The 13,464-nt window shown below is 71.0% G+C and carries 16 protein-coding genes; 1 reads left to right on the forward strand and 15 read right to left on the reverse strand.

The annotated features are described in order from the left end of the window. Nucleotides 1–108: 108 nt before the first annotated feature. The 15 genes from MKL20_RS21035 to MKL20_RS21105 all read right to left on the reverse strand — a co-directional run bounded on the left by MKL20_RS21035 (nt 109) and on the right by MKL20_RS21105 (nt 12,512). Nucleotides 109–765 carry a glutathione S-transferase family protein gene (locus tag MKL20_RS21035; protein ID WP_244038319.1) on the reverse strand — a complete coding sequence of 219 codons (657 nt, stop codon included), beginning with the start codon at nt 763–765 and terminating at the stop codon, nt 109–111. 96 nt (nt 766–861) lie between these two features. After that, entirely contained in the window at nt 862–1,359 is a 498-nt protein-coding gene (locus tag MKL20_RS21040; protein WP_279594910.1) for a cytochrome c-type biogenesis protein, read from the reverse strand. A 170-nt stretch (nt 1,360–1,529) separates the two neighbouring features. Further along, the gene (locus MKL20_RS21045) at nt 1,530–3,536 is read right to left on the reverse strand and encodes a heme lyase CcmF/NrfE family subunit (RefSeq protein WP_244038306.1); all 2,007 of its coding nucleotides are present in this window, start codon (nt 3,534–3,536) and stop codon (nt 1,530–1,532) included. Nucleotides 3,537–3,545: 9 nt separating this feature from the next. Then, the gene (gene ccmE, locus MKL20_RS21050; protein WP_243963467.1) at nt 3,546–4,055 is read right to left on the reverse strand and encodes a cytochrome c maturation protein CcmE; all 510 of its coding nucleotides are present in this window, start codon (nt 4,053–4,055) and stop codon (nt 3,546–3,548) included. Between the two features lie 137 nt (nt 4,056–4,192). Further along, on the reverse strand, nt 4,193–5,680 hold the full coding sequence (ccmI, locus tag MKL20_RS21055) for a c-type cytochrome biogenesis protein CcmI (protein WP_244038307.1): 1,488 nt from the start codon (nt 5,678–5,680) through the stop codon (nt 4,193–4,195). A 190-nt stretch (nt 5,681–5,870) separates the two neighbouring features. Further along, the gene (locus MKL20_RS21060) at nt 5,871–6,044 is read right to left on the reverse strand and encodes a hypothetical protein (protein ID WP_244038308.1); all 174 of its coding nucleotides are present in this window, start codon (nt 6,042–6,044) and stop codon (nt 5,871–5,873) included. Between the two features lie 38 nt (nt 6,045–6,082). Further along, complete coding sequence (locus MKL20_RS21065) at nt 6,083–6,601, reverse strand: hypothetical protein (RefSeq protein ID WP_244038309.1); 519 nt, start codon at nt 6,599–6,601, stop codon at nt 6,083–6,085. Nucleotides 6,602–6,706: 105 nt separating this feature from the next. Beyond that, entirely contained in the window at nt 6,707–8,125 is a 1,419-nt protein-coding gene (locus tag MKL20_RS21070; protein ID WP_243963472.1) for a sensor histidine kinase, read from the reverse strand. Between the two features lie 14 nt (nt 8,126–8,139). Beyond that, entirely contained in the window at nt 8,140–9,294 is a 1,155-nt protein-coding gene (locus MKL20_RS21075; RefSeq protein WP_279594899.1) for a PrpF domain-containing protein, read from the reverse strand. Between the two features lie 5 nt (nt 9,295–9,299). After that, nucleotides 9,300–9,977 carry a response regulator transcription factor gene (locus MKL20_RS21080; protein ID WP_007565778.1) on the reverse strand — a complete coding sequence of 226 codons (678 nt, stop codon included), beginning with the start codon at nt 9,975–9,977 and terminating at the stop codon, nt 9,300–9,302. A 35-nt stretch (nt 9,978–10,012) separates the two neighbouring features. Further along, a complete protein-coding gene (locus MKL20_RS21085; protein ID WP_243963475.1) occupies nt 10,013–10,384 on the reverse strand; it encodes a PepSY domain-containing protein in 372 nt (123 codons plus the stop codon). 208 nt (nt 10,385–10,592) lie between these two features. After that, nucleotides 10,593–10,793 carry a hypothetical protein gene (locus tag MKL20_RS21090; RefSeq protein ID WP_244038311.1) on the reverse strand — a complete coding sequence of 67 codons (201 nt, stop codon included), beginning with the start codon at nt 10,791–10,793 and terminating at the stop codon, nt 10,593–10,595. Next, nucleotides 10,790–11,110, reverse strand: a complete 321-nt coding sequence (locus tag MKL20_RS21095) for a hypothetical protein (RefSeq protein WP_244038312.1) — start codon at nt 11,108–11,110, stop codon at nt 10,790–10,792. The genes MKL20_RS21090 and MKL20_RS21095 overlap by 4 nt, the downstream gene beginning before the upstream one ends. A 332-nt stretch (nt 11,111–11,442) precedes the next feature. Beyond that, entirely contained in the window at nt 11,443–11,970 is a 528-nt protein-coding gene (locus MKL20_RS21100; RefSeq protein ID WP_244038313.1) for a hypothetical protein, read from the reverse strand. Then, on the reverse strand, nt 11,967–12,512 hold the full coding sequence (locus tag MKL20_RS21105) for a phage tail tip lysozyme (protein WP_244038314.1): 546 nt from the start codon (nt 12,510–12,512) through the stop codon (nt 11,967–11,969). Before MKL20_RS21105 ends, MKL20_RS21100 begins: the two co-directional genes overlap by 4 nt. Nucleotides 12,513–12,556: 44 nt before the next feature. On the opposite strand from MKL20_RS21105, the gene MKL20_RS21110 reads away from it, so the two are divergent. Continuing rightward, nucleotides 12,557–13,129, forward strand: coding sequence for a GDSL-type esterase/lipase family protein (locus MKL20_RS21110; RefSeq protein ID WP_244038315.1), 573 nt, complete (start codon nt 12,557–12,559; stop codon nt 13,127–13,129). The last annotated feature ends 335 nt before the right edge of the window (nt 13,130–13,464 follow it).

Below are 13,464 nucleotides of genomic sequence, written 5' to 3' on the forward strand. Positions count from 1 at the left end.
TCTTAAGTCATTGGTTTCTGCTGCTTGCCAGCCGCCGAAAATTCTTGCGTGCGCCGCAACATAGATTTGTGCCATGCAAGAAACTGCAGCCGGCTAGGAAACGGCGTCTCAGAATTCCATGTCCAGCTCTTCGATCTCGTCCGGCTCGTCGGCGGCGGCCTCGGCCCATTCGATCATCAGCGGCCAATGCAGGATCGTGTCCCGATAGGCCGCCGCCCGGGGCGGGAGCGCCACGTCGTAGGTGCGAAAGCGCGTGCAGACCGGGGCGTAGAGGGCATCGGCGAGGCCGGGGCGATCGCCGAACAGGAACGGCCCGTCATAGCGGTCCAGGCAATCGTCGAAGATCGTGACGATGCGCTCGATATCGGCCTTGGCGCCGTTGAACACCCGGAAGCCCGGATGGAAGGCGCGCAGGTTCATCGGCAGGGCCGAGCGCAGATTGACGAAGCCCGAATGCATCTCGCCGGCGATGGAGCGGCAATGAGCCCGCTCGGCGACATCGCGGGGCAGGAAGCCCGCATCCGGAAAGGTCTCGCCGAGATATTCGGCAATCGCGAGGGTGTCCCAGACCACCACGTCGCCGTGGCGCAGGCGCGGCACCAGGAAGGACGGGGACAGGTGCAGCAGCTCGGCGCGGCTCGTGGCGTCCGTGCCCGACAGCACCTCGGTGTCGAAGTCGAGCCCCGCCATCCGGCAGATCAGCCAGCCCCGCAGGGACCAGGACGAGTAGTTGCGGCTGGAGATGGTGAGCGTGGCGGCGGTCATCGTCTCTACCCCGGGCGCGTCGCCGATCATGCGATCGGCTTTGCCGGATCCAAGACTCATGCCGAATCGGACAGGCGAATCGCGATGGACCCGATCCTACTCCCGTCGCAGCAGCGCGGCGACCTCCGCCTCCTCGGCCGGCGTCAGCGTCCGGACCGGTGCGGCCGGCCGGCGGCGCGAAAGACGCCAGATCCCGAAGCCGCCGAGCAGGACCGCCAGGATCGGTGTCAGCCACAGCAGCAGCGTGTGCAGGGCGAAGACCGGCCGCAGCAGCACGAACTCGCCGTAGCGGTCGACGACATAGCGCAGCACCGCCGGATCGGTGTCGCCCTTCTGCAGGCGCTCGCGCACGATCACGCGCAGGTCCTTGGCCAGCGGCGCGTCGGAATCGTCGATCGACTGGTTCTGGCAGACGAGGCAGCGCAATTCCGAGGAAATCTCCCGGGCGCGGTGCTCCAGCACCGGATCCTTCAGCACCTCGTCGGGCTGGACGGCGTGGGCCGGGGCAGCGAACGCGAGGGCGGCGAGGAGCGCGAAGACGAGGCGGCCGCGCGCGCCCCCTCCCCCCTCTGCGGGGGAGGGTACCCTGCGCAGCAGGGGGGGAGAGGGGCAGCGCGACGGTAGAGGATGGGACTCCCGGCGCGACTTCTCCGGATACCGCGCTCCCCTCTCCCGACCCGGCCTGACGGCCGGCCCACCCTCCCCCGCAGAGGGGGGAGGGACTGCGCGGCGGGCGATGGCGCCCAAGGTCATGACCCAAGCCATCACTCGGCCGGCACCGCGGCCGCGTTTGGCATCGCCCGAGCCCGCGCCTTGGCCGGGACGCCAACGCGCATCCGGCGGTCGGTGAGCGACAGGCCGCCGCCCAGCGCCATGACCACGGCGCCGAGCCAGATCATCAGCACCAGCGGCTTGTAGTAGAGGCGCACGCCGACACCGCCGTCCTGGCCGATCTCGCCGAGGCTGGCATAGACCTGGCTCGCCCCGATGGTCAGCAGGCCCGATTCCGTCACCGACATCTTGCGGCTCGGGTAGAAGCGCTTGCCGGTCTCGACATGGCCGACCTCGTCGCCGGAGCGCGTGCGGATCGTCAGGAAGGCAGCGGCCTCCTCGTAGTTCGGGCCGGCGCGGGGCGCGACTCGATCAAGGGTCGCGGTGTAGGGGCCGGACGTGAGGGTCTGGCCGGGCTTGAGCGTCGCCAGCCCCTCGGTGGCCCACCCTTGCGCGGCGATGCCGATCACCACCACGCCGACGCCGGCATGGGCGAGCGCGGTCCCCCAGGCCGAGCGTGGCAGGCCGATGGCCCGACGCCCGATCTGGCCGAGGTCGCGGGTCCGGCTGGACCCAAAACCCCGGGCTCGGGAGACGATCTCCAGGACCGAGCCGATCAGCAGGTAGGCGCCGAGCCCGATCCCGACCGGCGCCATCACGGGGCCGCCCCAGGTCAGGGCCAGGACCGCGAAGCCAACCACCAGGGCGACGGCGAGCGCCGCGAACAGGCGCTGCGAGGCGGCGAGCACGTCCCCGCGCTTCCAGGCGAGTGCCTGGCCGAACGGGACGATCAGCAGGAGCGGGATCGCCAGGGGGATGAAGGTGGCGTTGAAGAAGGGCGGCCCGACCGTGATCTTTTCCCCGGTCAGCATCTCCAGGAGGAGCGGGTAGAGCGTCCCCACCAGCACCGTGGCGCAGGCGGCCACGAGGAACAGGTTGTTGAGGACGAGGGCGCCCTCCCGGGAGATCGGGGCGAACAGGCCGCCCTGGCGCAGCAGCGGCGCCCGCCAGGCGAACAGCGTCAGCGAGCCGCCGATGAACAGGATCAGGATCGCCAGGATGAAGACGCCGCGGGTCGGGTCGGTGGCGAAGGAATGCACCGACGTGATCACCCCGGAGCGGACCAGGAAGGTGCCGATCAGCGATAGGGAGAAGGTCAGGATGGCGAGCAGCACCGTCCAGACCTTCAGGGCGTCGCGCTTCTCCATCACCACGGTGGAGTGAAGCAGCGCCGTGCCGGCGATCCAGGGCATCAGGGAGGCGTTCTCGACCGGATCCCAGAACCACCAGCCGCCCCAGCCGAGCTCGTAATAGGCCCAGTACGAGCCCATCGCGATGCCCAGCGTCAGGAACGACCAGGCTGCCAGGGTCCAGGGCCGCACGGCCCGCGCCCAGACCGCGTCGATCCGCCCGTCGATCAGGGCGGCGACCGCGAAGGCGAAGCTGATCGAGAAGCCGACATAGCCGATGTAGAGGAGCGGCGGGTGGATCGCGAGGCCGACATCCTGCAGCAGCGGGTTGAGGTCGTTGCCCTCCAGGGGCGCCGGCACCACGCGGCTGAACGGGTTCGAGGTCGTGATGATGAACAGCACGAACACGAAGGTGATCAGGCCCTGCACGCCCAGCGTGTTGGCGCGCAGCCGCGGCGGCACGGAATTCTTGGCCGCCGCCACGCAGGCGCCGAACAGGGTCAGGATCAGGACCCACAGGAGCATCGAGCCCTCGTGGTTCCCCCAGACGCCGGAGAACTTGTAGATCAGCGGCTTCTGGGTGTGCGAGTTCTCGACCACGTTCTGGACCGAGAAGTCCGAGGTGACGTGCGCCCAGGTCAGCGCCGCGAAGGCGAAGAGCACGCACGCGAAGGCGCCGAGCGCCGCCTGCGAGGCGACCTGGCGCAGGGCCGGGTCGCCCGAGCGCGCCGCCCAGACCGGCATCACCATCTGGACGAGGGAGATCGCCAGCGCGAGCGCGAGCGCGAAATGGCCGGTCTCGACGATCATCCGGTTTCCTTACCGCTCGCTGCGGGGGCCGAGGGTGCCGCCGTTGGAGGCGGTCGCGGGCTGCTGCGGCCCGCCACCCTTGCTGCCGCCCTCCTGCCAGCGCCCCTGCGCCTTCAGGGCGTCGGCGACCTCGCGGGGCATGTACGATTCGTCGTGCTTGGCGAGCACGGTGTCGGCGCGGAACCGACCGCCCGGCTCGAGCATGCCCTCGGCCACGACGCCCTGCCCCTCGCGGAACAGGTCGGGCAGCAGGCCCTTGTACTGGACCTCGACGGTGGCGTTGGTGTCGGTGACGGTGAAATCCACCGTCTGGTCCGGCCCGCGCCGGAGCGAGCCGTCCTTGACCAGCCCACCGAGGCGCAGGCGGGTGCCGGGGGCGATGCCCTGCTGGGCGATGTCGGTGGGCGAGCGGAAGAACACGATCGAGCCGCTCATGGCGAACAGGATCAGCCCCACGGCGAGCGCCAGGACGCTGCCGCAGGCGGCGATCAGGATCAGGCGGCGGCTCTTGCGCGTCACGTCTCTTCCACCCCGGGTCCGTCGGGCTTGTGCCCGTTCAGACCTAAACCGTTCTCATTCTAGCCTTGCAGGGTGTCGGCCGGGTGAGCGCGCCGGTCAAGGGCGTGAAGCAGGACCGATTGTCGTACGAACGGTTCTCAGGGATTGGATTTGGGGGCCAGATCGAGTTCCCGGGCGAGCCCGTCGAGGCGGCTCACCGCCTCGGAATTGGCGGCGAGCGCCATCCGGGCGCGGTCGAGGGCCTTGATCGCCTGATCGCGCTCGCCGAGGGCGCTGTAGGAGCGCACGAGCCGCAGCCACTCGTCCGGCGTGCCGCCCCGGGCCGTGAGACGCCGGTCGAGGCCGTCGACCATGCCGCGGATCGCGACGTCGCGCTCGGCTGGCGACATCGCCTGCATGGTCGCGGCGGCCGATTCGGTGTCCGAGCGGGGCGCGGGCCCCGCCATGGGACCAGGCGCCGCCGGTTGGGCCGGGGCGCCGGGATCGAGACCCAGGATGCGGGCGCCCGCCTCGACCTGGGCGAGCCCCTGCGGGTCGCCGGCCAGCGCCACCCGGGCCCGGGCCAGGGCGGCGACCGCCTCATCGCGCTCGCCGAGCACCGCGCGGGACCGGGTCAGCCTCAACCATTCGTCGGGGGTGCCGCCGCCGGCCTTGAGCCGGGCATCGAGCCCGTCGACCATGCCGCGGATCGCCGCCTGCTGCTCGGCCGGAATTTTCTGGGCTGTCGGAGGAGCGGTGGGGGGCGCCGGCTCGCCCTTGAGCCGGGCGAGGTTCTGCCGGACCAGTCCGAGCCAGGGCGCGTCGGCCGGGCTCGCGGCCTCCAGGGCGCTGAGCTGGCGGATCGCCTCGCCGGTATCGCCGGCCTGCTCGGCCGCGCGCGAGAGATAGAAGCGCGGCTTGGCGGCGCTCGCATCCTTGGCCTGCGCCTTTTCGAACAGGGCCTTGGCTTCGGGCGAGACGGTGCCTTCGCCCGAAGCCGTCAGGGCCTCGCCCCAATCGGCCAGGGTGTCGGCGGTCTCGCCCTTCAGCCGGGCGATGTTGGCGAAGGCGCGGGCCGCGTCGTCGAACCGGCCGGTGCGCATGTAGACCGGGGCGAGCACGGCCCAGCCGCGGGCGTCGTTCGGATCGCGAGCGAGGCGCGCCTCGATCTGGCCGACCGCCTTCATCAGGTCCTCGGTGCCCCCCCGGGCGGCCTGCCGGTCGGCATCGGTCTGCGCCGGCAGTTCCGGAGAGCCGTAGAGCCCGTAGGCGATCAGCGCGACCAGCGGGATCGTGGACAGCGCGAAGGCGGAGGCCGCCCGGCGCCGGCGCAGCCGCGGCTCGGCCGGGCGCGCGGCCTCGTCCGCGACGGCATCCGACGCGTCGTGCCGGGCCTCGCGGCTCGCCCGCAGCAGCCGGCGGCCGGCCTCGGCGCGGGCGGTCTCGGCCTCGTCCGGGGCGATCAGGCCGCGCTCCTGGTCGCGGGCGATCTCGGCGACCTGGTCCTCGTAGAACGCGGTCTCGGTATCGATGCCGGAGCCGCCCGCCTCGCCGGCCGGAACGGCCGTGCGCCGCGACATCGGCCAGAGCAGGCCGAGCACGCAAGCCGCGGTCATACCCGCCAGGATGAACCAGATCGCCGTCATCGAAACTCGGAAACTCTACCGTGGCCCAGTCGGGAAAGGCCTAACACGATAGGCCGCAGGAAGGATTGATCGCTTCGCCGCTCATCCCGGTCGGCGCGAGACTTCGATTGCGGGCCCGGCCCCGCAAAAGCAATAAAAAACCCCGCTCGGGCGGGGTCTTCGAACGTCGCAGCTTCAGACATCGCCGCGATCAGTCACGCTTGCCGCCATCTGCCCGGCGCCCCGCGCGAAGACGGTCCAGTTGCTTCACGGCCCGCTCGCGATCCCGGACCGACGTGTCGGCATCGCGTGTCCGGACACCATCGAAGACGCGGTCGCTGACGTAATGATCGTCGCTGCGCGGATGCCGCAGGGTGGTGGTCATGGCATCCTCCTGAACGACCGATATCCTCCACACGGATCTCAGACTGTCAACGCGCGGCTCAGGAGCCAAAACCTTCGGCCCCACAGATCCGTTCCGGTCTCCATGACCGCATAGCCTTCATCCTCCAGCGTTCGTGTCAGCAAGACATCTTTCCGCAGTGCCTTCTCGGGCGGATTGCGAGACTTCGTGACGCGGTAGATCACCGTCGGCCGTACATGAGCGACGAGCGCTCTTAGACAAGCCGAGACGATCGGCATGATCAGGGGCCGACACGCATCGGGTAGGTAGGGCCGTGCGTAGGTCCGATCCTGCGTTTCATAGGTCGGCGTATCATCCGACAGGCTGACGACCAGGATCGTGAATGAGAATTCATGGAATGAAGCGATGTGCAGGCGCGGCAAGGTTGCCTGCGTGTATGTCAGCCTTGCTTCGACCTGAACCAGCCTGTCGCTGACATCGCAATAAGCGACCGGCACGAGAACCACGTGCGCCATGTCGCCCTCGGCTTCGATGCTGAATGAGGCCGGTATCCCCGAGATGAGGGAGACGAACGCCAAGATCTGATTCCACTGCACAGCCTACGCGGCAAGCTTTGCGGCACTGTCAGACCTGAAGATTGCCGGCGTCAACACGGCCGCCTTTGCCGCCCGACCTGAATTCCATCAATGGCTGGCCGCGCCCACGGGCGCATCACCCGGCACTTCGAGGACAGCCCGCAGGCCGCCGAGACTCGCCTGCTCCAGGGTGAAGCGCCCCCGGTACAGGGTGGCGAGATCCGCCACGATGGAGAGGCCGAGCCCGGAGCCGGGCTTCGATTCGTCCAGGCGCCGGCCGCGGCCGAGCACCGCCTGGCGGGCCTCCGGGGGCAGGCCCGGGCCGTCATCCTCGATGGCGACCACGAGGTGGGGATAATCGTGCTTGGCCACGGCCTCGGCCCGGATCGCCACCCGGCCGTGGGCCCATTTTGAGGCGTTGTCGACGAGGTTGCCGACCATCTCCTCGAAATCCTGGCGCTCGCCCCGGAAGCGCAGGCCCGGGGGAACATGGACGTCGTAGGCGATGTCCTTGTCCCGGTAGATTTTTCCGAACGTGCGCACGAGGCCGGCCAGGGCCGGCTCGACCTCCGTCGAGGTGCCCAGCGTACCGGCGAGCGCCGCGGCCCGGGCGCGGTCGAGATGATAATTCACCTGATCGCGCATCACCGCCGCCTGCTCGCGGATTTTTTGGGACAGCTCCTCGGGGGCGTCCGAGGCGCCGACCTCGTTGACGATGATCGAGAGCGGCGTCTTGAGCGCGTGGGCGAGGTTGCCGACCTGGGTTCGGGCGCGCTCCAGGATCTCCCGGTTGGTCTCGATCAGAAGGTTCACCTCGCCGGTGAGCGGGGCGATGTCGCGCGGATAGGTGCCGGTGATGCGGTCGGCCTCGCCGCGGCGCACGGCACCGAGCGCGGCGCGCATCTTCTTCAGGGGCGCGAGACCGAACCGGATCTGCAAGAGCGTGGTGATCGCCAGCGACAGGCCGAGCAGCCCGAACGTGATGGTCAGCGAGTTCCGGAACCGGTCGACATCGTTGACGATCTCGTCGGCGGGTCCGGCGACCCGCACGGTGTAGCGGCCCTCCTCGCCGAGATCGACGTCGCGCTCCATGATGCGCAGCAGCCGCCCGTCCTGGGCCTTGCCGTAGCCCTGGCGGATCTGCCCGACCCCGACCTTGCCGTCGGAATCGGTGGCCGGCCCCAGCGGCACGCCGACCAGCGAGCGGGAGGTGCGCAGGTCCCGGGGCTTCGCGTCGGGCTTGCCGACCTGCCAGTACCATCCGGACAGGGGCAGGTCGAAGCGCGGATCGCCGAGCGAGAAGGTCCGGCTCTCGGGATCGTTGGGCGAGACCAGATCGGTGGCGAGGTTGTTGGTGAAGACCAGGAGCCGGCTGTCGAAGGCGCGCTCGGTGTTCTCCCGGTACAGGGTCGTGAGGATCCAGGCGGCGATCAGCAGGATCGCCGAACTCGACAGGAACGCCGACACGGCAAGCCGCACCGCGATCGAGCGACGGCGCAGGGAAAAGAGACCGATCAGGGTTTTCATCGGTGCAACCGCACTCACCCGGGCGTCACCGCATCATAGAACACCTCACCCCGCATCAGCGGCCGCGCGGTGCGGAAGAACGAGCCGCGCTCCGCCCGCCATCCGGCGCCGTCCCGCGTCACGGCGGCGTCGGCGGTGAGGATGCCCGACGGCATGCCGACCCGCAGGGCCGCGTCACCGGTCGGATGCGCAGCCTCGTGGACCAGGCTGCCCTCGATCCGGGCGGCCACCGCGAGACACAGGGTGGCGGTGAGCGGCAGGGCCTGGTGCGGCACGCCGTTCGAGATCACCCGGGCGGTCAGGTCGACGTCCCCGGCGCGGATCGCGGCCCCGGACAGGCTGGAGGAATCCTGCGGCGGCGCGACCAGGCCCACGAAGGGCACGTGGACGATCCGCGCTGCGGCCTCGATGTCGGGGGCGATGCCCATCGCCACGGAGGCGGCCAGGCGGATCCGCGCCAGCCGGTCGAGAAGCCCGGGCACCGCCTCCAGGGCGGCGGGCAATTCGGTGCCGGTGAGGCCCAGATCAGCGGCGCGGACGAACACGCAGGCATTGGCCGCGTCCACCAGCGAGGCCTCGATCGGCCCGAGCCCCGGCACGTCGAGGGTCTGCCGGACGGCGCCGGTGGGGAGCAGCCGTCCGGTGGTGGCGCCGCCCGGATCGACGAAGTCGAGGCGGATCGGCGCGCCCGTGCCGGTGACGCCGGGGATCGCCAGGTCGCCGCGATAGACGGCGCGGCCGCCCCGGACCTCGAAGGCGGCCTCGATGCGCTTGCGGGTATTGGTGTTGAAGATCCGCAAGCACACCGGGCCGTCGGCGGCCTCCACCAGCCCCTCGTCCACCGCGAAGGGGCCCACCGCCGAAAGCATGTTGCCGCAATTGCCGGACAGGTCGACCCGCCCCTCGCGGACCACCACCTGCACGAAGGTGTAGTCGATATCGGCATCCGGCCGCGTCGAGGGCTCGACGATGCAGATCTTCGAGACCGAGGAGACGCCCCCGCCCATGCCGTTGAGCTGGCGCCCGAACGGGTCGGGGCTGTCCATGGCCGACAGGAAGGCGGATTCCCAGGCGGCGATGTCCCCGGGCACGTCCTGCCGGCGCAGCATCAGCGCCTTGCTGGTGCCGCCGCGCATGAACACGGCCCGCAGCGTGCCGGGGCTGGGCAAACCCGTCACACCCGGGCCGGCGGCTGGTTCGGATCTACCAGGTAGCCGAGGCCGCGCACGGTCTGGATCAGGTCCACCGCGAGCTTCTTGCGCAGGCGGCCGACGAACACCTCAATGGTGTTCGAATCCCGGTCGAAATCCTGGTCGTAGAGGTGCTCGGTCAGCTCGGCCCGGGAGACCACCCGGCCGGTATGGTGCATCAGGTAGGAGAGCAGCCGGTATTCGTGGCTGGTGAGCTTCACCTGGGCGCCGTCGACGAAGACCTTGCCGGAGCGGGTGTCGAGGGTGACGGGACCGCAGGCGATCTGGCTGGAGGCGTGGCCCGCCGCCCGGCGCAGGAGCGCCCGGACCCGGGCCATCAGCTCCTCCATGTGGAACGGCTTGGTCACGTAATCGTCGGCGCCGGCATCGAAGCCGTCGACCTTGTCCGACCAGCGGTCCCGAGCCGTGAGGATGATCACCGGCGTCTTCACCCCGGCCCGGCGCCACTTCTGCAGCACCGAGACGCCGTCGGCCTTGGGCAGGCCCATGTCGAGGATGATCGCGTCGTAGGGCTCGCTCTCCCCGAGATAGCCGCCCTCCTCGCCGTCATAGGCCTTGTCGGCGACGTAGCCGGCCTCCTCCAGCGCCGCGACCACCTGCCGGTTGATATCCCGGTCATCCTCCACGACGAGCAGTCGCACGGCTCACTCCATTCCGCTGCGGGTGTGAAGCCCGGTCAATATTGGCCCGCGACCTTGCCGGTGCGGGCGTCGACGATCACGTGCACGAAATGCCCGTCCCGGCGCAAGGCGGTGAGCATGTACACGAGGCCGTCTTCATGGCGACAGAGGCTCGCGCGCTGGATCTCAGCCCGGGGGATCACCGTGCGGGCCGCCCGGATCGCCGCCACCGGGGCGATCACCCGGCGCTCGCCGACTTCCTCACGCATGTCGGCCGGCGACAGGCAGGACTCGATCCGTAGGGGCGTCGGATCCGCCGCCTGAGCCGTCTGCGGGGCCGGACCGTCATCGGCCATGGAGCCGAGACCGCTGGCGGCAAGCGCCGCGGCGGTCAGGCTGATGGCAACGAGGGCGATGGCGTAGCGCATTGCCAAGCACGTAGCGCCGAGGGCACTGAATGCGCCCTGAATACGGAGCTGCAGGTCCGACGACGCGCGATCGGCGGGCTGTCGGCAACGGGGAAGCGTGAAGGATCTGATCGCGGGCGGCATCGTCCGGCACTACGGCCGACGGGCTTTTCGGGTTCCACCGCTCGGGCCGCGCCACACAGGCGATTGCGGGGCCCGGCCGGCGGCTCTAGCGGTCGTCCCGGCAACCGGCCGGCGGGGACGGCCGGAACAGGCTCGCCGGCGCGGCCGCGTGGGCGGCCAGGACGGCATCGATCGACCAGGGCCGCGCGCCAACCTGCGCGCCGAGCTGGAGCATGATCGCGATCGAAGCCGCCCCGGACAGGGCCAGCCAGATCCGGTCGAGGATCCGGTTCCAGTGTCGGCTCATCGCGAACCTCCCGTGATCAGCGTCCAGAACGCCCGCAGGGCGGGCATGCGCTCGACGAGCCACGCGATCTGGTCCGAGAACCAGTGCGCGGCCGCCGCCGCGGTGACGAAGGCGAACAGGGTCGCGTGCTTGAGGCGCCGGAGATAGCGGCGCAGCACCCGCCGCTCGAGATGGGCGTCCACGAGCGCGTCGAGAATCGCCAGGCGCGGCTCGGTCTGGCGCGCGACATAGGCGTGCCAGAACGGCGGGAACCGGATCGTGCGCGCCCGGCCGTCGGGATCGGGCGGATGGCGCGGGGGGTGATGGGCGGCGTTCATGGTTTCCTGCCCCTCAGAGCCTTGCCGGACTTGCACAGGGTCGTGCGCAGGCCGCGTTGCGCCCTTTCCGTGCGGGCCCGAGAGGACTCGCATCGGCGACCGTAGAAGGCGCGGGTCCCCTCTCCCGTGCGGGAGAGGGACAGGGTGAGGGATGCGACCTCTCCGGAAAGACCTGGTCCCTCACCCCAACCCTCTCCCGCACGGGAGAGGGAGCGCGTGGTGGCCTGCACCAGCCGATGTGTGACCATCGCACCCACCAGGGAAAGGGAACTTCAGCCTCGTCAGAAGACGTGTGAAATCAACGATTTACGGGCGAATAGCGCCGGACGCCGTCAGGCCCGATGGGCCGCATCTCCCTCGCGCAGCTTCGCCAGCGCCGGGGTCAGGACGTTGCCGACGCTGGCCTGCGGGTCGAGCGGCAGGGCGCGGAAGATCCGGGCGGCCACGCCCTCGGCGCCGCCGGCCTGCCGGACGACATGGGCCGGGGCATGCGCCAGGACGTGCCGGGCGCCGGCCGCCACCACGGCGGAGCCGAGATCGACGCTCACGGTCCGGCCCCGGGCGGCGCCGGCGACGGCGTTCTGGCCGTACTCGGCCCCGGCCCGGATCGCCGCCTCGACCCGCTCCCGGGTCAGCAGCGAGGCCGCCCAGGGCGCGACCCGGGCGATCCCGGCGGTGACGGCCGCGGCGGCGACCGGCACCAGGACCGCCGAGACCGGCTGCAGCAGGCCGACCAGCCAGTCGCCCCAGGGGATCGCCACGCCGCCCGCGGGCGCACCGGCCAGCGCCGGGGATACGAGGGCGACGAACGGGATCGCGGCACCCGCGAGCGCGAGCCCGGCACGGAAGAGCTGCGTCATGATCGATCTCCGGTGTTGCGCGCGCGGCGGACCCGGCCGGCTCGGGATTCGGGAATGGGCGGCGCGCGCTCACGCAGCGCGGCGAGCGCCCGGCGGGCCCAGGCGATCCGGCTCGCCAGGGCGATCACCCCCGGCCGCTCGAAGAGCCGGCACACGCTCTCGGTGGCGGCCTCCAGGGTCGGGGCCTGCCGCAGGTCGGCGAGGGCCGCAGCTTCGGTGGTGCGCAGTTCGACGCAGAGGTAGCCGTACTGCGCGTCCAGGGATGCGGGATCGAGGGCCTGCGCCCGGCACCAGGCCTCCATGGCGACGCGCCGGGGGCCGGTCCATTGCGCCAAGCCCCAGCCGCCGCGGGATCCGGCTACCGAAGGGGCGACCTCCTGGAGCTGGCGGAAGCCGCCGCTCTCGTGGCCGAGATTGCCCAGGAGCCCCGCGGCCTGGAGATCGGTGAGCCCGAGATCGCGCATCAGGCGCGGCCCGAGGCTCCGGCATCCGGCCGCGAAGGCGTCGCCCGGCCCCCGGGCCGGACCGGTGGTTGCGGGCATGGGGGTTCTCCGGGCAGGGTCCGCATGACGCGGACGGGGGACACGTGGGACACGGACAGGACCGGCCGCTGGTGTTCATCGGCGATTCGATCACCGCCGGCTGGGGCGTCGCCCGGGCCGAGACGTTTGCGCGGCACGGGTTCACCGCCCGGGGCGTGCCGGGTCAGACGAGCGGGCAGATCCGCGCCCGGTTCCTGCGGGACGCGGCCGGCGCCCGGGGTGTCCACCTGCTGTGCGGGATCAACGACATCGCCGAGATCGGCGGCCCGGTCTCGGACGGCGCGGTCCGGGACAACATCGCTGCCATGGCCCGGCTGGCCTTCGAGGCCGGGCTGCCGCTCTGGATCGGCACCGTGATGCCGAGCGACTTCTGGGGGTGGCGCCCGGAGCTGCGGCCGGTGGCGCGCATCCACGCCCTGAACCGCTGGATCCGCGCCCATTGCGCCGCCAGCGCCGCGGGGCTGATCGACTATCACGCGCCCCTCGCCACCCCGTCCGGCGCGCTGCGGCCGGAGCTCACCGAGGACGGCATCCACCTCAACGAAGCCGGCTACGCGGCGATCGAGCCGACGATGCTGGCGGCTTTGGCGCCGGGGGATGATCGGCCCTTGAGCTAGTGAGGCGGCGCTGACGGCTTCAACGGCCTATCGCGACGGCAACGTTGGCGCCCCCTCGCCCCGCTTGCGGGGAGAGGCCCGCACGGACCTCGTCGTCCGTGCGGGAAGCGCAGGCGAAGCAGAAGCGGCGGAGTCGGTTCGGTTCAGAACGGGGCACGCGTGCGGAAACGCGCCCTCACCCTCGGCTCCCGGCCAGGTTCGGCCCGGACGAGGTCTCCCAAGCCCTCTCCGCGCAAGCGGGGCGAGGGGGTATCCGCACCGTTGCTGGCGCCTGAGCAGGGAGCGTCGCGGAATGAGGGCCGAACCACATCTGCCATGCCGCTGACCCGCACGGC

It is taken from the genome of Methylobacterium sp. E-066 (assembly GCF_022829635.1).
GTDB lineage: Bacteria > Pseudomonadota > Alphaproteobacteria > Rhizobiales > Beijerinckiaceae > Methylobacterium.

Bases quoted from the DNA above. Each gene is read 5' to 3' on its own strand.
- MKL20_RS21035 (WP_244038319.1), bottom strand. From the start codon at position 765: ATGACCGCCGCCACGCTCACCATCTCCAGCCGCAACTACTCGTCCTGG.
- MKL20_RS21045 (WP_244038306.1), bottom strand. From the start codon at position 3,536: ATGATCGTCGAGACCGGCCATTTCGCGCTCGCGCTCGCGCTGGCGATC.
- ccmI (WP_244038307.1), bottom strand. From the start codon at position 5,680: ATGACGGCGATCTGGTTCATCCTGGCGGGTATGACCGCGGCTTGCGTG.
- MKL20_RS21060 (WP_244038308.1), bottom strand. From the start codon at position 6,044: ATGACCACCACCCTGCGGCATCCGCGCAGCGACGATCATTACGTCAGC.
- MKL20_RS21070 (WP_243963472.1), bottom strand. From the start codon at position 8,125: ATGAAAACCCTGATCGGTCTCTTTTCCCTGCGCCGTCGCTCGATCGCG.
- MKL20_RS21085 (WP_243963475.1), bottom strand. From the start codon at position 10,384: ATGCGCTACGCCATCGCCCTCGTTGCCATCAGCCTGACCGCCGCGGCG.
- MKL20_RS21090 (WP_244038311.1), bottom strand. From the start codon at position 10,793: ATGAGCCGACACTGGAACCGGATCCTCGACCGGATCTGGCTGGCCCTG.
- MKL20_RS21095 (WP_244038312.1), bottom strand. From the start codon at position 11,110: ATGAACGCCGCCCATCACCCCCCGCGCCATCCGCCCGATCCCGACGGC.
- MKL20_RS21100 (WP_244038313.1), bottom strand. From the start codon at position 11,970: ATGACGCAGCTCTTCCGTGCCGGGCTCGCGCTCGCGGGTGCCGCGATC.
- MKL20_RS21105 (WP_244038314.1), bottom strand. From the start codon at position 12,512: ATGCCCGCAACCACCGGTCCGGCCCGGGGGCCGGGCGACGCCTTCGCG.